Origin of the sequence: Occallatibacter riparius (genome assembly GCF_025264625.1) — a bacterium.
Classification (GTDB): Bacteria; Acidobacteriota; Terriglobia; order Terriglobales; family Acidobacteriaceae; genus Telmatobacter; species Telmatobacter riparius.
Window position 1 is genome coordinate 1826225 of record NZ_CP093313.1, and the last position, 18802, is coordinate 1845026.

The 18802-nt window shown below is 61.1% G+C and carries 10 protein-coding genes; 6 read left to right on the forward strand and 4 right to left on the reverse strand.

Annotated features, from left to right (window positions below):
• Positions 1 to 39: 39 nt before the first annotated feature.
• Entirely contained in the window at positions 40 to 3468 is a 3429-nt protein-coding gene (locus MOP44_RS07275; RefSeq protein ID WP_260795325.1) for a S41 family peptidase, read from the reverse strand.
• A gap of 461 nt (positions 3469 to 3929) precedes the next feature.
• Here MOP44_RS07275 and MOP44_RS07280 point away from each other — a divergent pair, with 461 nt between their 5' ends.
• The 4 genes from MOP44_RS07280 to MOP44_RS07295 all read left to right on the forward strand — a co-directional run bounded on the left by MOP44_RS07280 (position 3930) and on the right by MOP44_RS07295 (position 9064).
• Positions 3930 to 5156: an ABC transporter permease gene (locus MOP44_RS07280; protein WP_260795326.1), complete on the forward strand. Its 1227-nt coding sequence runs from the start codon at positions 3930 to 3932 to the stop codon at positions 5154 to 5156.
• 7 nt (positions 5157 to 5163) lie between these two features.
• Positions 5164 to 6417, forward strand: coding sequence for an ABC transporter permease (locus MOP44_RS07285; protein ID WP_260795327.1), 1254 nt, complete (start codon positions 5164 to 5166; stop codon positions 6415 to 6417).
• A gap of 161 nt (positions 6418 to 6578) precedes the next feature.
• Positions 6579 to 7805 carry an ABC transporter permease gene (locus tag MOP44_RS07290; RefSeq protein ID WP_260795328.1) on the forward strand — a complete coding sequence of 409 codons (1227 nt, stop codon included), beginning with the start codon at positions 6579 to 6581 and terminating at the stop codon, positions 7803 to 7805.
• A gap of 2 nt (positions 7806 to 7807) precedes the next feature.
• Positions 7808 to 9064: an ABC transporter permease gene (locus tag MOP44_RS07295; RefSeq protein ID WP_260795329.1), complete on the forward strand. Its 1257-nt coding sequence runs from the start codon at positions 7808 to 7810 to the stop codon at positions 9062 to 9064.
• Between the two features lie 74 nt (positions 9065 to 9138).
• Here MOP44_RS07295 and MOP44_RS07300 read toward each other — a convergent pair whose 3' ends face one another.
• Genes MOP44_RS07300 through MOP44_RS07310 form a run of 3 tightly spaced genes read right to left on the reverse strand, consistent with a single transcriptional unit; the run spans position 9139 to position 13381 of the window.
• The gene (locus tag MOP44_RS07300; RefSeq protein WP_260795330.1) at positions 9139 to 9645 is read right to left on the reverse strand and encodes a hypothetical protein; all 507 of its coding nucleotides are present in this window, start codon (positions 9643 to 9645) and stop codon (positions 9139 to 9141) included.
• Between the two features lie 50 nt (positions 9646 to 9695).
• Positions 9696 to 10346, reverse strand: coding sequence for a response regulator (locus MOP44_RS07305; protein WP_260795331.1), 651 nt, complete (start codon positions 10344 to 10346; stop codon positions 9696 to 9698).
• A complete protein-coding gene (locus MOP44_RS07310) occupies positions 10343 to 13381 on the reverse strand; it encodes a sensor histidine kinase (protein ID WP_260795332.1) in 3039 nt (1012 codons plus the stop codon). Before MOP44_RS07310 ends, MOP44_RS07305 begins: the two co-directional genes overlap by 4 nt.
• 327 nt (positions 13382 to 13708) lie before the next feature.
• Between MOP44_RS07310 and MOP44_RS07315 the strand changes: the two genes are divergently transcribed.
• Entirely contained in the window at positions 13709 to 14494 is a 786-nt protein-coding gene (locus MOP44_RS07315) for an enoyl-CoA hydratase/isomerase family protein (protein WP_260795333.1), read from the forward strand.
• Between the two features lie 740 nt (positions 14495 to 15234).
• Positions 15235 to 18795, forward strand: a complete 3561-nt coding sequence (locus MOP44_RS07320) for a TonB-dependent receptor (RefSeq protein WP_260795334.1) — start codon at positions 15235 to 15237, stop codon at positions 18793 to 18795.
• Positions 18796 to 18802 lie beyond the last annotated feature (7 nt).

Below are 18802 nucleotides of genomic sequence, written 5' to 3' on the forward strand. Positions count from 1 at the left end.
CCGCGCCGGAGATGGGCGATTCAATCCTGCACGGAGGACCTACTGCCGTCCCAGCCCGTCGTTCGTGTGGTAGTTCGGCGGCGTCGGCGGCTTGAACTCCGGCACAGGGTTCGCCTTCAGCTCCTCGAGCGCCAGCCGAACTCCCTCTTCGAGCTGCTTGTCGTGACCGTCGGCGACATCCCTCGGCAGCAGTTCCACCTCCACATCCGGCGGAATACCGCGGTTCTCCACCTCCCAGTCGCCGTTGATCCCGTAAATGGCATAACGCGGCGCGGTCACGCCGCCGCCGTCAAGCAGCGTAGGATACCCGCCAATGCCGACCAGCCCACCCCACGTCCGCGTACCCACCAGCTTGCCCACGCCGGCCTTGCGGAAGTACCACGGATTGGCGTCGCCACCTGAACCGGACCCCTGGTTGATCAGCATCACCTTGGGCCCGAAGATGGCGCCCACAGGATCATGGATCGGCTTACCATCGCGTTCGACCGCCCCCGAAAGCGGGAAGCGCTTCAGCACGTCGACAATGTAATCGGCGATGAGCCCGCCCTCGTTCCACCGCTCGTCCAGCACGAGCGCCTGCTTGTCGAGTTGCGAATAGAAGTAGCGGTTGAAGTTGGAATAGCCCGCCCCGGCCGTGTTCGGCATATAGACGTACGCCACCTTGCCGCCCGAGAGCTCATCGACTTTCCTGCGGTTGCCTTCCACCCAGTCGATGTTGCGCAGCCCGTCTTCGTCGCCAACCGGCACCACCGTCACATCGCGCGCGTCCTTGCCATCGGCATTCGGTCCCACACGAATCGACGTCTGCTTGCCCGCCGTTCCATCGAAAGCTGCGTACAGGTTGTCCTTCGCATGCAGCTCGCGGCCGTTCACCGCCAGCAGGTACTCGCCCTGTTTCACATAGACGCCCGGCAGGGTCAGCGGCGATGCCAGTCCCGGCGTCCAGTTCTGCCCGCCCAGGATCTTCGCGATCTTGTAGCGATCATGATCCACCGTGTAATCGGCTCCCAGCAGTCCCGTCTTCGGCTCGTTCTCCGGATGGTAAGGCCCGCCCACGAACATGTGGCCGATGGTGATCTCGCCCAGCATCTCGTTCGAGAGATAGGTGTACTCCGACCGCGCCGCCATATTGTCGAGATAGGGCTTGTAGCGCGCCTCCACCTTGGGGATCGACAGCCCGTGCGTGTTCGGGTCGTAGAGAAAGTCGCGCTCAATCCGCCAGGTCTCGTGATACATCTGCTTCCACTCAGCGCGCGGATCGATCGTCGTCTGCATCTGCCCCAGGTTCAGCGGCTTCCCGGGATTGTTGTTGGTCGGATTCAGATCGTCCGCCGGCGTAATCACCCAGCCTGTCTTGCGGTTGTAGAGGATCTTCGACCCGTCCGCCGACACCGTGAACGAGTCCACATTGTTCAGCACCGTCTGCGGCTCCCGCTTCTCCAGCGTGAAGCGCCACACCGCCGTGATATTCGCGCTCGGACCTTCGCTGGTTGGCCGTCCCACCGGCGGCCCCTCGAACAGATACAGCACGCCTGTCTTCCCAGCCGCCACCCCTATATAGTTCCGCGGCGGAATCGGCAGCGACAAAATGCGGTTGCCAATGCCATCGAGATCAATCTTGGTCTCGACCGGCTTGTCGTCTTTCTTGTCCTTATCCTTGTCTTTCTCGTCGGAGCTGGCTTCGGCTTTCTTGTCTGAATCGCTCTTCTTCTTGTCTTTGTCGTTAGAACTAACCTCCGCTACCGGCTTCGGCGGCTCAGGCTTCTTCTCTTCCTTGATCTTCTCGTCGTCGCTCTCCGGCGGAATCGGCGATGCTCCGTCCTTCGCCAGCACCACTACGTAAGGCGCCGTCGTTTGCGCACGATCCAGCGAAGACAGATCGATCCCCGCATGCGATGGCCCGTCATTCGTCGACTCAATGAAATAGAGATACTTCCCGTTCAGATCGAAGGCGGGCGAGAATGCGTCACTCATGCCATCGGTCACCTGGGTCGACTTCTTCGTCTCCATCGAATAGAGGAAGACAGCCCGCAGCTGATTCACCAGGTCGCGGTGATACGTGATCCACTTCGAATCCGGCGACCAGTCCGCCGACCAGTCCGGCCCAAAGCTGCCGTATATCCCCTGATCGATCAGCACCGGCTTCGGCGCCGCAGCCTTGGGGTCTGCGGGTACATCGATGACCCAGAGCCGGTTGTGCTTATCCATATAGAGGATGTGCTTCGAATCCGGCGACCACGTCGGCCCATAGAAGAAGCTCGGATTCGGTCCCAGGTCGATCACCACCGGCGGCTTGAATCCGGTCTGCTCCTGCAGATAAAGCTGGTACTCGCCGCTCGCGTCCGAGAAGTACGCGATCGTCTTCCCATCCGGCGACCAAGCCGGATTCCGCTCCGCCACGCCCGGCGTCCGGGTCATGTTGCGCGTATCGCCTTTTTCGCCGGGAACCGTAAAGATCTCCCCGTGGGCCTCGAACACCGCGCGCGCCCCGCTCGGCGACAAATTCGCGTTCTGGATCTCATCCGGCGTAACGGTGGCGATATGCGGCGTCAGAGTCGGCAACTCACCGTCAATCTGGATCGGCACGACCTTGTCCTCGTTGCTGCTCGTATCCACCAGGTGAATGGCTCCGAACTGTTCGTAAACCAAGCCGCCCGGCCCACCCTGCATCGCCTTGATGTCGAGCCCCTTGTTCTGCCCGACCGGCGTGACCTGCCTGGAGCCGACATCGTATTTGTAGAGCGAAACCGGCCCCGCGTTCTTCCCGTCCTCGCTTCGATCCGACAGGAAGTACACCGCATCCCCCTGCCACACCGGGCCCGAATCGTTCGAGTTCTTCCGCGGCACCCGCACCAGGTCCAGCGTCTTCAGGTTCACGATCCAGATCGGCGTCGTCTGGCCGCCCACATAGCGCTTCCAGGCCTCCTGCCACTTCGTAACCGGCTGGTACGCGATTGACTGCCCATCCGGCGAGAACGACCCCTCCACCCCCATCGGTAGCGGCAGTGGCTCGGGAATGCCGGTCCCGTCCGCGTGCACCAGGAACAACCGCCCGAAATGCCGGTAGCTGAACCCGCCCGTAACGATCAGCACGTTCTTCCCGTCTCGACTCCACCCCGCCACGTAGCTGCCCGCCGGATGCCAGGTGACCCGCCGCGGCACTCCACCCATCGCAGGGATGATGTAGACGTCGTCGTTTCCGTGCAGGTGCGCCGTGTAGGCGATCTCGGAGCCATCGGGCGAAAAGTACGGCCCGGTATTGACGTTTCCGTTCGAGGTCAGCCGCTGCGCCGCGCCGCCCTGCCGGGCCACAGTCCAAACGTCGTCGGCATAACGGAAGGCAATCCGATCCTGCGAAAGCGAGGGGCTCCGCAGCAGCAAATGCTGGTCGGCCTGGGAACCCTGCCCAAACGCGGTGGGAATGAGAGCGGAAACTACGCACAAAACGAGGGCGAAGCGAAAACGCATCACTGGATCCTCCATGAAACCTCGGACGAGGTTAAGTGCAAGGCTTACTGACAGCGGGGTGCGCACCCTATCCTACGACGGAGGCCGCGAAATTGTTCATCAAAAACGGCTTCCCACTCCCGGGAACCGCCCGCCGCCGGCCTGCGTAAGAGTCAGCAGAGGAAAACTGAGGCTAAATTCCGCCGTTGCCCGTCATACGAATACCGGAGCGAACTCTATCTCATGTGACCTTCCGCACCGGCGGGGTGGCTTATGGCCTGTACCCCATCTTCTTTGATCGGTTGATGGGGCCCCGTTTTCATCGAACGACTGCAAAGACTGATGGGGAGGCACACGGCTGAAAGTAGTCTTCGTCACTCCAGATTCACTAGTTTGCGTAAACTGAAAGGGATCTCCCCGGAGCCGTCTTTGCATGCACCTAGGCGACTCTCACTGCCATCCCGGGCTTAGAAAGCAGAACCATGCAACTGATTGAGGCCTTCAAACTCGCGCTGCAGTCTCTCTGGGCCAACAAGATGCGGTCCATCCTCACGCTCATCGGCGTCATCATGGGCGTGGCCTCGGTCATCATGGTCATCACAATGGTGCAGGGCGCCAACCGCTACGTGAGCACCAAGCTTTCAGGCTACGGTGCCGACGTGTTCACCATCACTCGCATGTCGAGCGTGATCTTCACCCCGGAGGAGTACTTCAAGTTCCAGAAGCGCAAGATCGTGCGCATGGAGGATTACCAGGCCATCCGCGAGGGCTGCACCGAATGCAGCGAGGTCGGCGCCCTCCTGAACAAGTCCACCAACGTGGTCGCCAACGGGAAGTCCAGCAACAACACTGGCGTGCGCGGCTACACCTGGACCATGCTGTCGCTGAATAACGTCGACATCGCGCTGGGCCGCGGCTTTACGCCGGCCGACGACGAACACGCCACCAAAGACGTGATCGTCGGCTACGACATCGTCGACAACCTGCTGCCCGACGGCGATCCCATCGGCAAGGAGATCCGCGTAGACGGCATTCCCTACACCATCATCGGCGTGGGCGATCGCCAGGGCAAAACGCTAGGCCAGTCGCAGGACAACTGGGTTGCCATCCCCATCACCACCTATCAGCAGATCTACGGCTACAACGACTCCGTGGACATTTACGCGCGCGCCAACGGCGACGCCCAGGTGATGGAACGCGCCAAGGATCAGGCTCGCGTGATCATGCGTGCCCGCCGCCACAACGCGCCCGGCCAGCCCGACGACTTCGAAATCGAAACCAACGACACCTTCCTCGATATCTGGAAGCAGATCAGCTCGCTCTTCGCCGCGGTCGTGCTCGGCCTCGCGTCCATCGCGTTGGTGGTCGGTGGTGTCGTCATCATGAACATCATGCTGGTTAGCGTTACGGAGCGCACCCGCGAAATCGGCGTACGCAAAGCGCTCGGCGCCAAGCAGCGCGACGTGCTGCTGCAGTTCTTAATCGAAAGCGGATTCCTCGCCCTGATCGGCGGCGCATTCGGCGTCCTCGGCGGAATCCTGGTAGGCAAAATCATCACCGTCGTCATCGGATTCCCCACCGCCGTTCCCCTCTGGGCCATCTTCCTCGGACTGTTCCTGGCCACCAGCGTGGGAATCTTCTTCGGCGTTTACCCGGCAAGCAAAGCCGCAAAATTGGATCCGGTCGTCGCGCTTCGCGCGGAAATGTAGGAGGCATATGGCGAAGGGGCAGGCAGGCGAATCCGTCAAAATGGCGCTGGACACGCTGCGCGCAAACAAGCTGCGCTCGGGCTTGACGATCCTCGGCATTGTCATCGGCGTCTCCACCGTGATCACCATCTCCTCAGTGATCAGCGGTGTGAACAATCGTGTCAACGACTTCGTGAGCGCGCTCGGCTCCAACGTCATCTGGGTCTTCCACATGCCCGTCATCGGAGTGCGCCCCACCACCGAAATGCTGGCCCGCAAAAAGCTCAACATCGATGACGTTATGGCCATCCGCGAGCTGCCCCATGTCGTCGCTGCCGACGGCGCTTTCCAGCACACCGGCCAGTTCCGCGTGGGCGCTGTCAGCGTGAAATATAACGGCAAAAAGGTGGCCGGAACCATCCTCACCGGGTCCACCTCCGCCGTCAGCGTCATCAGCGAATTCACCATGATGCAGGGCCGCATGTATACCGACGAAGAAGATAAGCGCGCCGCGCATGTCTGCGTCCTCGGTCACGACACATGGGAAGAGCTCTTCGGCGATCAGAGCGCCCTCGGCAAACAGGTCAGCGTCGAGACCGGCCTCTACACCGTCATCGGCGTCCTCGACAAGCAGAAGCAGCCCTTCGGCGGCGGCAAGAACCGCAACGATAACCAGGTGTACTTCCCGCTGGGCACGTTCCACAACCTGCATCCTGAAGACAAGGACATGTGGGTCAGCCTCAAATACGACGCGCCGGAAAACAAGGCACTTGTGCAGGAAGAGGTCCGCGAGCTGCTCCGCATCCACCGCAAGGTGCGTGTAGACAAGCCGGATGATTTCGAGATCTTCGGACCCGACTCGATCACCAAGCTGTGGAACCAGATCACCGGCGGACTCGTGCTCTTCATGATCGCCGTCTCCAGCGTTGGCCTTATGGTGGGCGGCGTCGGCGTGATGAACATCATGCTCGTCAGCGTTACAGAGCGTACCCGCGAGATCGGCGTGCGCAAAGCTATCGGCGCAACCAAGCGCACCATCCTTACGCAATTCACCACAGAAGCCGTGACCTTATGTGCGGTCGGCGGCCTCGTGGGAGTTTTCGTCGGCGCCGTGATTACCTGGGTCATTTACTTCCTGCCCGTTGGTCTGCCCGCAACGCTTTCCAGCGTCTGGGTCGCGATCGCGTTCGGCGTCTCCTGTGCCATCGGGCTTATGTTCGGCATTTACCCGGCCTGGAAGGCGGCGAACCTCGATCCCATTGAAGCTCTGCGATACGAGTAGCGGCAGTCACATCGACAGGACGCAACCCGGGAGTAGAGTAGGCTCGGGTGTTCAGGATCAGAAACCGACGGGAGCTGGGTTAGCTCCGCTGCGGGCCCAGCTTGGACGCAGCACCGCAGGCAAGAGCATCACGGTAGCCTGCTGCGATAGAGAGCAGGATCATGCAACTGATTGAAGCGTTCCGACTCGCACTGCAGGCCCTCTGGGGAAACAAGCTGCGCTCCATCCTCACTCTGCTTGGGGTCATCATCGGCGTGGGCTCGGTGATCATGGTGGTCACCCTCACCAACGGCGCCAAGGAGTTTGTCACCTCAAAAATCAATCGCTATGGTGCGTCGGTCCTCACCATCAGCAAAATGCCCCAGACCTTCATCACCATTGAAGAGTACCTGTCCTTCCAGAAGCGCAGGGACATCACCTTCGATGATTATCGTGCCATCCTCTCCGAATGCCGGTCCTGCAAAGTCATCGGCGCGCAGCGCGCCACCATCGGCAAAATCGTACGCGGATCCAAGAGCACCACCGATTCAAACATTCGCGGCGTCACCTGGACCATGCTCTCCATCTCGAACCTCAACATCGAGCTGGGCCGCTCCCTCACCGCATCCGAGGATGAACACTCCGCCCATGTCGCGGTGGTCGGCGCCGACATCGTCGATAACCTCCTTGGTCCCGGCGATCCGCTCGGAAAAGAGATTCGCATCGACGGTGCTCCCTATACCGTGATCGGCGTGGCAGAGCGCCAGGGCAAAATGCTTGGCACAAGCATGGATAACTGGGCCGCCGTTCCCCTCACCACCTTTCTGCATACCTACGGGTCCCACCAGAGCTTGTCCATCTACGTCGATGCTGGCGCGGGCGCCGAAGTCATGGAGGTAGTCAGCGACGAACTCCGCGTCCTCATGCGAGCACGCCGTCACCTCGCCCCTGGCGCACCCGACACCTTCTCCATCGACTCCAGCTCCACCTTCCAGAACCTGCTCGGCAAAATCCTCAATAGCTTCGGAGCCGTCGTCGCCTCCATCGCGGCCATTTCCCTGGTCGTCGGCGGAATCGTCATCATGAATATCATGCTGGTCTCCGTCACCGAGCGCACCCGCGAGATCGGTGTGCGTAAGGCGCTCGGCGCGCGCCGGCAGGACATCCTCATCCAGTTCCTGATCGAGTCAGCCACCATCTCGCTCGTCGGCGGAGCCATCGGCGTGTTCTCCGGAATCCTCCTGGCCAAAGTCATTACATTGGCCATCGCATTTCCTTCCGCCATCGAGTACTGGTCCATCGTGCTCAGCCTCATTGTCTCTATCGGCGTGGGCCTCTTCTTCGGAATCTATCCGGCCCACAAGGCTTCTCAGCTCGATCCCATCGCGGCACTCCGCGCGGAGCTCTAATCATGCGCCTCAGCAGCTCGAAAGAATCGGTGAAGCTGGCGCTCGACACGCTGCGCAAGAACAAGCTGCGCTCCGGCCTCACCGTCCTCGGCATCTCCATCGGCATTTCTACGGTCATCCTCATCTCTTCCGCCATCAACGGCCTCAACACCAACATCGACCAGTTCGTGCGTTCGCTAGGCACCAACAACCTCTGGATCTTCCAATTCCAACCCTTCGGCAAGCGACCTACCATCGAAGAACTGAATCGCAAAAAGCTCACCTACGAAGATGCGATGGCCATGCGCAATCTACCGCATGTCGCCGCCGTCGATCCCGAGCTCACATATCAGAACTTCCAGACTGGCCTCGGCAGTGTGTCGGTCAAAGCCGGCACCCACAAGATCACCAACACCATCCTCAATGGAAGCACATCCGCGGTGAAGGAAGTTGCAGATATCCAGATGCTCGATGGCCGCATGTGGACCGAGTCCGAAGAGGAGCGCGCGGCCAATGTGGCTGTGCTCGGCCACGATGCGGCTGAAGATCTCTTTCCTGACGGCTCGCCCCTCGGTAAGGACATCGATTGCCAGGGCACCATCTTCACCGTAATCGGCGTGCTCGACGTGCAGCCCCAACCCTTCGGCAGCGGGCGCAACACGCAGGACAACTCCGTCTACTTCCCGCTCACGACCTTCCGCAAACTTCACCCCGAGATCAAGGACTTCTGGCTGGTGGTGAAGTACGACGACGCAGTGAACAAAGCTGAGGTCATCGAGGAGATCCGCGAACTCCTCCGCGTCCGGCGTCATGTGCGCGTCGACCAGGAAGACAACTTCGCCATCTTCGGCCCCGACTCGCTGTCACGCCTCTGGAATCAGCTCACCGGTGGCCTCTTCCTCTTCATGGTCGCCGTATCGAGCGTAGGCCTCATGGTGGGCGGCGTTGGTGTGATGAACATCATGCTGGTTTCCGTCACCGAGCGCACCCGCGAAATCGGCGTGCGCAAAGCCATCGGCGCCACAAAGAAGAACATCCTCATGCAGTTCACACTTGAAGCGGTCACGCTATGCGCGGTGGGAGGCCTTCTCGGCATTCTTGCCGGCTCGCTCTTCACCCTCATCCTGCACTACGCCGTATCGTTCCTGCACGCGGCATTGTCCGCCACGTGGGTGGGTATCGCCTTTGGCGTCGCCTGCACAATCGGCCTTGTCTTCGGTATCTATCCCGCCTGGAAAGCGGCAAACCTGGATCCCATCGAAGCGCTGAGGTATGAGTGAGGAAGCAGTGAAATAGAGAAGAAGCCAGGAAGAGAAACAGCGAAGTATGTTCTCCTCTTCACAGCTTGATTTCTTTACTCTTCCACTTCATACGGCAGTCCGAAGCGGCCGATCTGTACCATCGCCTTATCCGTCGGCGGCCAAATGCGGAGGATCTCCACGCGTGGCGATCCGGGCAGGCGATGCGCCTCCGCAGTGCCCACCAGCGCTCCTGTCGATGCCACGTTGAAATGCACGCTGAGCACGTCGCCATCATGTGTGTAACCGAAGACGTATTCGCCGGGCTTGAACGCGATCCCGCCGATCTTCACCGGCGACTGCACCACCAGAAAGTGCGAGTACTTGCCCTCCGCCGAGTACCCAGCCGTGATCAACACCACGCCGGCGATGTAGTGACCGTGACGATCGACGATGCCTGAAGCTGTGCGCATCTCCGTCTCAATGTGTTCCTTCTCCACGGGCGCGCGCGCCGGCAGCAGCGCCGCAAGCTCCGCATCCGTGGCCTGCCGCCACGCACCCTTCTGCGCAAATCCCGCCGTAGCCGCAATCACCAAAACAACAATGGCAAAAACACGCTTCATCTTTGTCCTCGTCCACCAACCACTAACCACTATTCACTACCCACTAATCACTAGCTCTTCGACTTCCTCAACGACTCCAGCGGCACAATGCCACGCTGGATCGCCGCCGTCGCGGCCTGCGTGCGATCGGTCACGCCTAGCTTGCCCAGCAGGCTGTTGATATGCGTCTTCACCGTTGCCTCTGAAATCTCCAACTCGGTGGCAATCTCTTTGTTGCTCTTGCCGTGCACAATCTGTTCCAGCACATCGAACTCGCGCGCGGTCAGCTCTTCGGTACCCATGCGCTCCGCCAGCCGCTGCGCAATCGCCGGCGGAATATGCGACTTGCCCGCGTGCACTGCATGAATCGTCGAGATCAATTCGTCCGTCGTCATGCCCTTCAGCAGATAAGCGCGCGCCCCCGCCTGCAGCGCGCGATAAATATCCTCATCGCCGTCATACGTCGTCAGCACGATGAATCGCGCACCGGGCGTCTCCATCCGGATGCGCTGGATCACGTCTACCCCCGACAATCGCGGCAGGCGCAGGTCGATCAGCGTTATCGCCGGCTGGTATTTGCGAAACTGCGCGATCGCTTCCACGCCATCCGCGGCTTCGCCCACCACTTCGATGCCATCCACCACGTTGAGCAGCGCCACCAGCCCTTGCCGCACCACGTGATGATCCTCTACCACCAGAACCCGTATTGAATCCTGTGTCACCGCTGCTCCTTTGTCTCCTGCGGGAGAGTTATTCGCTCCGGCGAAGTAGTTTCCTGCGGGAAAGTTGCTTCTTTTGTCGTTGCCGCTTCCCCAGCGGCCTCAGAATCCCGCGCATCTTTTGGCTCATGCGTCTTGCCCGGCGCCGGCGCTCGCATGCGCACTGTCGTGCCCGCGCCAGGTTCGCTCGTCACTTCGAGCGTGCCGCCAATCGATGCCGCACGTTCGCGCATTCCGGTCAATCCATAGTGGCCCGGCGGCGACTCAAGAGGTGCACCATCGTTCGCGGCCGAAAATCCTCTCCCATCGTCGCGAATCTCCAGCGCAATCTCGTTGCGCCTGTACTCCAGTTGCACCTTCACGCTCGCCGCGCCCGCATGTTTCTTCACATTGTGGAGCGCCTCCTGCGCAATGCGCAGAATCTCGTTCTCCGTCCCGGGCGGCAGCGGCCGATACGCTCCGAAAATACCGAACTTCGCATCCAGTCCGTGGCCGCCGCTCGTCTCCACCAGCCTGCGCATGCGCACTGGCAGCGTGGCCTCTTCGGTGTCCTGCGAGCGCAGCGCCCATATCGATTGACGCGCATCGGCCAGTCCCTCGCGCACATATCCGCGCACTTTGTCGAGATGCTTCGAGGCCTTCTCTGTTTTGTTGTGACGCAGCAGTTCGCTCAGCACTTCAAGCTGCACACTGATGCCTACATATCCTTGCGCCAGCGTATCGTGAATTTCGCGCGCAATGCGGTTGCGCTCGCCCAGCACCGCGCGGAACTCACGTTCAGCGCGCAGCAGGCGCAGCTTCAGCGCCAGCAGCACCAGTCCCACCGCCGCCAACGCCAGCAGCACATAGAACCACACTGTCTGATAGAAGTGCGGCAGCAGTTGAAACGCGAGCGCCGTGCCCTCCGTGTTCCACACACCGTCATTGTTCGCGGCCTGCACGCGGAAGGTGTAATGCCCCGGCGGAATGTTTGTGTAGTACGCCGTGCGCCGGGACGCCGCATCCGTCCAGTCGTGGTCGAAGCCCTCAAGCTTGTAGCGGTACCGCACCTTTTGCGGCGCCACAAAGCTCAACCCCGCATATTCGAACTGAAAATGATTGTGCCCCGCCGGAACCTTGAGTCCCGCTGCATGCAGCGCCTGCTCCGCATCATCCACGGCGAATCGCTCTACTACTACTGGAGGCGCGACTTCGTTCACCGGAAAATGCGCGGGATCTACTTCGACCAGCCCCTTCGGCGTCGCGAACCACATGTGCCCATCCTGCGCGCGCCACGCAGAAGGATGGCTGTTCACCGCCGTCTCGCGGCTGCGCAATCCATCGGCAGTTCCGAACTCCAGCCAGTGCGCGCAATCCGCGCTCTGCATGGGAGCCATGCTTTCGGTGCAATCGCAGCGCGCCAGTCCCGTTCCAGTAGCGAACCACAGATGATTGCGCCCATCGTCCAGAATCGCGTGAATAGTGGTGCTGCCCAGGTTGTGATCCGTGACCGGCTTGAAGCGGTTGCCATCCCACACGTTCCACCCGTGATCCTGCGTTCCCACCAGCAGCGAACCGTTCGCGCGTGCCAGAATCGCAGTGATGACGTTGCTCGACAACCCCTGCACTGCGGTGAAGTTGGTCAGCACGCCTTGATGCAAACGAGACAGCCCAGCAAACGTTGCGATCCACAGATCGCCGTGCGCATCGCGCGCCATCGCGCCCACCATGTTGCTGCCCAATCCGTTCGCCGTGGTGTAGGTCTTCATCAGCCCCGCGTCCAGCTCGCCGGGCTTGCTCCAGTGCGTCACGCCACGCCGCGTGCCGATCCACAAGGTCCCATCCGCATCGGCATGCAGCGAGCGAATGAAATCATCCGGCAGTCCATCTGCCGAAGTAAACGACGCGACCGCGCTGCGTCGTATCCTGCTCAATCCATCAGCCGTGCCCACCCACAGATCGCCATTCGGCGCAGAAGCGAGGGAAAGAATCACCTCGCTCAAGAGCCCATCACGAACGCCGTAGGTCTTCGCCTGCTGCGTCGTGCCCGGCTTGATCGCAGTCACGCCATTACCCGCAGTCCCCACCCACAAAGTGCCCGCGCCGTCCTGCACAACGGTGGTCACGTTGTCGCTCGGCAATCCATCGCGCGTGGTCAGCGTCTGGAATCGTTGATCGCGCAGAATCTGCAACCCATTCGACTCCGTGCCCACCCACAGATTGCCCTCGCGATCCTCAAGGATTGCCAGCACCGAGGCTGATGCCAGCGGATCCGTCACCGGCAGCTTGTCCAGCTTCCCTTCCGCATACCGCACCAGCCCGCTATTCGTCCCGATCCAAAGCGCTCCTTGCCGATCCCCGAACAGCGCCTGAATGCGCGAACCAGGCAAGTCCCGCCCGACGAACCACTGTTGCTCTATCAGGGTTCCGCGCATGATAGCGGCGGCGGTCTTGCTAGCCTCCGCGTACATCTCTCCTCCCAGCGCGACGTGAAGTTCCACACCCGGAAGCGAACCCGCCGGAGAGTCCGACGCCGCGGGTTGAATGGCCAGGTTCTGTTTGCCAAAGATCTGCGCGCGGCCCGCTGAGGTCCATGCGATGACCGAATCCTCTCGGCCCTGAGCGAGCCGATTAATTTGGTTGGCAGGCAGTCCATCGGCGGTCGTCAACACCGTAACCGCCCCATCCTTCAACCGCGCCAACCCGCTGCTGGTCCCCACCCACAGCGCCCCATCCTTCGCCGCCAGCAGACACTGCACATCGCTTCCCGGCAGCGCCGGTTTCGAGTGCTCATCGAACAGCACGAAACCGACCCCGTCGAACCGGACCAGCCCCACCTCGGTTCCCAGCCACAGATACCCATTCGCGGTCTGCGCCAGCGCCTGCACCGTGTTCTGCGGCAGCCCGTTCTCCATCGCCCAGCTCTGCCGGTTCAGGTTCGCCAGCGGCGTAGTTGGCTCCAGCGCCCGGACGCCAGCCACTCCCGCGAGCAGGCAAACGGCCAGCGAGCCGGCGGCAGCCACCCTCGTCCGGGCCGCACCGCCCGCTCCCTTGCCCATCGAATTGTCTCTGTATGCGCTCAAAGCTTGAAGAGCGCGCCCTTCAGCAATCCAGAAATGTAGCGGAAGTGCGCTCTTTTACAGTAATTGGACTCGTCTCCGCCTGCACAGCGATCTCGAACCTAAACCGCTCCCGCTCAACCTTTTGGTGGAGCCCAGTGTCCCTCCAATGACTCAAGACACCCAATCAGCCCACCGGTACTCTGTGTATGTCTCCTGAATAGCCTGTACTTCACTGGTTATGTGACAAATTAGGGGCGGCGCCAGACGGTAGCCGCCCTTTCCTTTTGCGCCCCCTTCCCCCCTCTTTGTTACCCTCTTTCTCGCATGGAATTCCACAATCTGCGCCTCGAACTCCGTCCCCCCATCGCCGTCGTCACCCTCGACCGCCCTAAAGTCCTCAATGCCCTGAACGCTGCCACGTTCTCCGAGCTGAGCGCTGCCTTCGAGACTCTCGCCGCAGATGCATCCATCGGAGTCATCCTGCTCACCGGCGCGGGCGGCCGCGCATTCGCCGCCGGAGCCGACATCAGCGAGCTCTCTTCGGCCTCAACTCCCGAAACCGGTCGCGCCTTCGCCCTCAAGGGGCAGCAGGTCTTTCGCCGCATTGAGACGCTCGGCAAACCCGTCATCGCCTGCATTCAGGGCTTCACTCTTGGCGGCGGCTGCGAGCTCGCCCTGGCCTGTACCTTCCGCATCGCCTCAGACGACGCGCGTCTCGGTCAGCCCGAAGTGAAACTTGGCGTCATCGCCGGTTATGGCGGAACCCAGCGGCTCCCCCGCCTCGTCGGCCGCGGCGCCGCACTCAAGCTCCTGCTCACCGGCGAAATCATCAACGCCCAGGAGGCGCTTCGGATCGGCCTCGTCGACGAAGTCGTTCCCGCCGCCGAGCTCATGACCCGCGCCGAGGCCCTCGCCCACTCCATCGCCGCTAATGCGCCTCTCGCCCTCGCCGAAACCCTCCAGATTGTCGACGAAGGCCTCAGCCTGCCCCTGGAGCTCGCCGTCCTGCGCGAAGCCGACAGCTTCGGCCGCCTTTGTGCCACCCGCGACAAAGCCGAAGGCACCGCCGCCTTCCTCGCCAAGCGCCCCGCCACCTGGAAAGGCGAATAAATCCCGCTCCACACAGACGTGCTCAGCTCGCTCAGGTCGCAAATCACATGCGAACCGAACAACAACACCCGGTTTCAATTGCGTGATCTCGATCACCATCAACAGCATGCCGAGCGTCTGATAGGTGATCCCACTCACACTCGACGAGGTCCTCTTGCGGCCATGACATTGCATTCACGGACCCCTCAGGCCCTTTCTCACCCCGAAACCGCCAAGTCTCCAGTCCCGCAATATGAATTTACGTAGATACCTGTGCGAAACTGGACGATATTCTTCCTGCACGATCGAAACCACCTGGGGGGGCGCCACACCCATCCCCCCCATCCCTCCCAACTTTGTCGCCCCACGCGAGCCACCGCCAGCTTCCAAAAGCCCAGAGACTGGAACCCTGTTCTCCATCAACAACCCCCAGTGCCAGCCTGGGAAAATGCGCTCGGCGCTGATCCTGAACCATTTGCGCGCACTCTCATCTCCTCTGTCCAAGCGGGACACTGCTAATCCGCATTCGCAGTTCCGCCCCTTCCGCACCCGAGTCCCCCGCCGGCCCCGATCCGGGAAATCGCCCCAGCGACCCCTCCCAGTTTGGAACTTAAATTGCTGTGATATGAGCACTGTTCTCATGCACCCACATAGCTCCTCCCTGAGCGATCAAGTGCACGTTCCGCATGTCCCTTCGGGTATTGAGGTCGTAACCGCGGGATATGTGATCTATCTCACCAAACCTCGAGAGAAGGAAGCTTATGCATCCCAGGGCAAACACTCTAAAAGCGATCGTTCTCGGCGCCGACTGGCGCAGCCGCCTCGCCTTGAATACCGGGAAACCACTTCGGGCCTTTCTGGCCATTTTCTGTGCCGCAATCGCTCTCGCCTTGTTCAGCCCCCAGGCTCTGCGGGCACAAGCTGATCTCGGCTCCATCGGCGGCACCGTCACTGACGTGACCGGCGCCGTCGTCGCCGGGGCTAAGGTCACGGTCACGAACAATGAAACCGGCGCGCAGCGCGTCAGCGTGACCAACAGCACTGGCGGATACTCCGTCAATCAGCTGAATCCTGGTTCCTACCAGGTATCGATCACCGCGAGCGGCTTCGCGACCGCCATTCAGAAGGTGCAGGTCACGGTGGGCTCGCAGAATACCGTGAGCGTGAAGCTGGCCGTCGCCTCGGAAAAGACTGAGATCACCGTGTCGGCCGATAACTTCGCCGGCGTGCAGCTTGAAAAGGCTGAAATTTCCACGGTCATTGACACGGACCAGATCCAGAGCCTGCCCACCCTGGACCGCAATCCTTACAACCTCGTCGCCTTCTCCGGAAACCTCTCCGCTGACCCCACCGCCCAATCGCGCGGCGTCGGCTTCAACATCTCGGGTGCTCGCTCCACTTCCGTCGACATCCTTCTCGACGGCGCGGAAAACACGGATGTCTTTGCTGTAGGCGTCGGACAGACCGTGCCCCTCGACGCTACTGCTGAAATCCGCATCGTCACTTCGAACTCCGGTGCTGAATACGGCCGCGGTTCCGGCGCGGTGAACGTCTCCACCAAGTCCGGCACCAATGGCTTCCACGGCTCCGCCTACGAGTTCAACCGCATCTCGACTCTGGCGTCCGCTGGCTATAACAACAACTACATCCACGCCATGGAGCCGGATGTGCCTGCCAAGCCGCGCTACACGCACAACCAGTTCGGCTACTCCATCGGCGGCCCGGTCAAGAAGGACCACATCTTCTTCTTCTCGTCCACCGAATGGACTCGCATTCGCAGCGCGCAGAACATCATCGCGGTCGTGCCCACGCAGGCCTTCATCAACATGGCAGCGAAGGAGACCCAGGACTTCTTCGGCGCTTACGGCAAGCTGGCTCATCCGATTAACGGTCAAACGTTTACCGGCAGCGATCCGGCCGTGCAGAACGTGTTCGCTTCGGACATCGCCAGCATCGCCGAGACCCATCCGGATGTTCTCACCACCCCGATCTTCGGCCAATCAATCTTCCAGGTCCCGCAGGATTCAGGCGGCGGCGCTCCGGTCAATCAGTGGATTACATTCAACCGTGGCGATTTTACCTTCAACCAGAACACCTCGATGTTCGTCCGCTATATCCAGCAGAGCAGCGTCTATCCGGACGGATACAACAATGCGAGCCCCTATGACGGCTACAACACCGGAGTGACGCAGTTCAACCGCAACCTCGAGCTCTCGCTGAGCCACGCCTTCTCGCCCAGCCTGGCCTCCGCCACCAAGCTCCTCGGCGCGCGCTTCAACCAACAGCAGCCCCTGGGCAAGGCCCCGGTGAGCCCCACTCTCTACATCAACGGCGGCTCTCCCGTAACCTTGGGCGGCGGTTTGATCAACTTCCCGGGCTACTCGCAGACCTCGCCCGGCAACGCCATTCCCTTCGGCGGCCCGCAGAACTTCATCCAGGCCGGTGAAGACCTCGCCTGGACCCATGGCAAGCACGGGTTCACCTTCGGTGGTAATTACCTCTACATCAAGGACAATCGTGTCTTCGGTGCTTACGAGAATGCCGTCGACGGTCTCGTGCAGACCGGCACCAAGCACGCCCTTGAGAACTTCATAGCGGGCGGCATGGGCTTCCTCAACGTCGCCGTCGATCCCAAGGGCGCCTATCCCTGCAAGAGGGATGAGACGGGCGCTTACCAGAACACCCCTGAGTGCCAGATCGAGCTCCCAGCGGTTTCGCCAAACTTCTCGCGCTCCAACCGTTATCACGATGGCGCCGTCTACTTCAACGATTCCTGGAAGGTCAATCCCAAGCTGACCCTGAACCTCGGCGTTCGCTGGGAAGGGTACGGACCGCAGCACTCGCAGCGGCCCGAGTACGACTCCAACTTCTTTATGGGCCCTGGCAACACCCCGTGGGATCAGATTCGCAATGGCGAGATCAAGACCCGCAAGACCTCGCCAGACGGTCGCCTGTGGAACTTCAACAAGAACCAGTATGGCCCCAAGGTCGGCTTTGCCTATGACCCGTTCGGAAACGGCAAGACCAGCATCCGTGGCGGCTACAGCATCAGCTATGAGCGCAATTTCAACAACGTCACCTTCAATGTGATCCAGAACCCGCCGAACTATGCGGTGGTGGCCTTCACCAGCGCCGATAACAACGGTGCGCTCATTCCCATCAGCACCAACAACTTCTCGACCTTCGGTTCGGGAACCGGCCTCAAACAGCTGCCCAACGTCACCTTGCGCGCCGTTGATCCCAAGATCAAGCCGGCTTACGCCAGTAACTGGAGCCTCTCGGTCGAGCGTCAGATCGCCAGCACTACCGGCAGCCTCTCTTATGTCGGCACCCGCGGCATCCACAATTACTCCATCGCCAACATCAACCGCACGGCGGATGGCCACGTTTACGAGGGCGATGCTCGCGCAGCCAACCGCACCAACTACCAGTACAGCAGCATCAACTGGCGCGGCGCCGATGGCGACAGCTACTACAACGGCCTGACTGCCGAGCTTCGCAGCCAGAATCTGTTCCAGTCCGGCCTCACCGCCCGCGTGGACTACACCTGGTCCCACTCCATCGATAACACCAGCTCGGCCTTCAGCGATTCCGGCAACGTAGGTGGTGGTGGCCTCGTCCTGGGTTATACCGACCCGTGGAACCACGCCCTCGATCGCGGCAGTTCTGACTTCGACCAGAAGCAGCGCGCTGCCGTCGCGCTGGTTTGGGCCCTCCCCTACGGAAAGACCATGTCCGGCGCGGCCAAGGCCCTCCTCGCGGACTGGACCCTTTCAGCCACCTTCGACGCTCAGACCGGCACGCCGTTCTCTGAATTCGATTGCGGCTTCGCTCTCACTGTCTGCGTGCGAGCGGGCTTCGCCAGCGAGCCTCTCCGCAAGAAGCGCGGCGGGATGACCGACATCAGCAGCACGCTCGGACCGAACACCTACTCCTACCTCCACCTGCCTGATTACTACAATCCCTCCGGGGACATAAACCTGGCCAACTACACTGAGCAGGTCAACCCCGATGTAGGTGCCAGCGATGTCCCGATCTGCGCTGGCATTCACGGCGCTGGCTGCCACCTCAACCCCGGCATGGATGGTCGCAACGCATTCCGTGGCCCCGGATCCTGGCACCAGAACCTCGGCGTCATCAAGGACTTCAAAATCCGCGAGCGCTACAACCTGCAGTTCAAGGGTGAGTTCATTAACCTCATGAACCACGCCAACACTGGACTGAACCTCAACGGCGCCAACGACGTCTCCAGTTACACCGACGTCCTGGCCTACAAGGACGGAAACCGCAACACCGAACTGTCTCTGCACTTCCAGTTCTAAACAACTG

Bases quoted from the DNA above. Each gene is read 5' to 3' on its own strand.
- MOP44_RS07275 (WP_260795325.1), bottom strand. From the start codon at position 3,468: ATGCGTTTTCGCTTCGCCCTCGTTTTGTGCGTAGTTTCCGCTCTCATT.
- MOP44_RS07280 (WP_260795326.1), top strand. From the start codon at position 3,930: ATGCAACTGATTGAGGCCTTCAAACTCGCGCTGCAGTCTCTCTGGGCC.
- MOP44_RS07285 (WP_260795327.1), top strand. From the start codon at position 5,164: ATGGCGAAGGGGCAGGCAGGCGAATCCGTCAAAATGGCGCTGGACACG.
- MOP44_RS07290 (WP_260795328.1), top strand. From the start codon at position 6,579: ATGCAACTGATTGAAGCGTTCCGACTCGCACTGCAGGCCCTCTGGGGA.
- MOP44_RS07295 (WP_260795329.1), top strand. From the start codon at position 7,808: ATGCGCCTCAGCAGCTCGAAAGAATCGGTGAAGCTGGCGCTCGACACG.
- MOP44_RS07300 (WP_260795330.1), bottom strand. From the start codon at position 9,645: ATGAAGCGTGTTTTTGCCATTGTTGTTTTGGTGATTGCGGCTACGGCG.
- MOP44_RS07310 (WP_260795332.1), bottom strand. From the start codon at position 13,381: ATGGGCAAGGGAGCGGGCGGTGCGGCCCGGACGAGGGTGGCTGCCGCC.
- MOP44_RS07315 (WP_260795333.1), top strand. From the start codon at position 13,709: ATGGAATTCCACAATCTGCGCCTCGAACTCCGTCCCCCCATCGCCGTC.
- MOP44_RS07320 (WP_260795334.1), top strand. From the start codon at position 15,235: ATGCATCCCAGGGCAAACACTCTAAAAGCGATCGTTCTCGGCGCCGAC.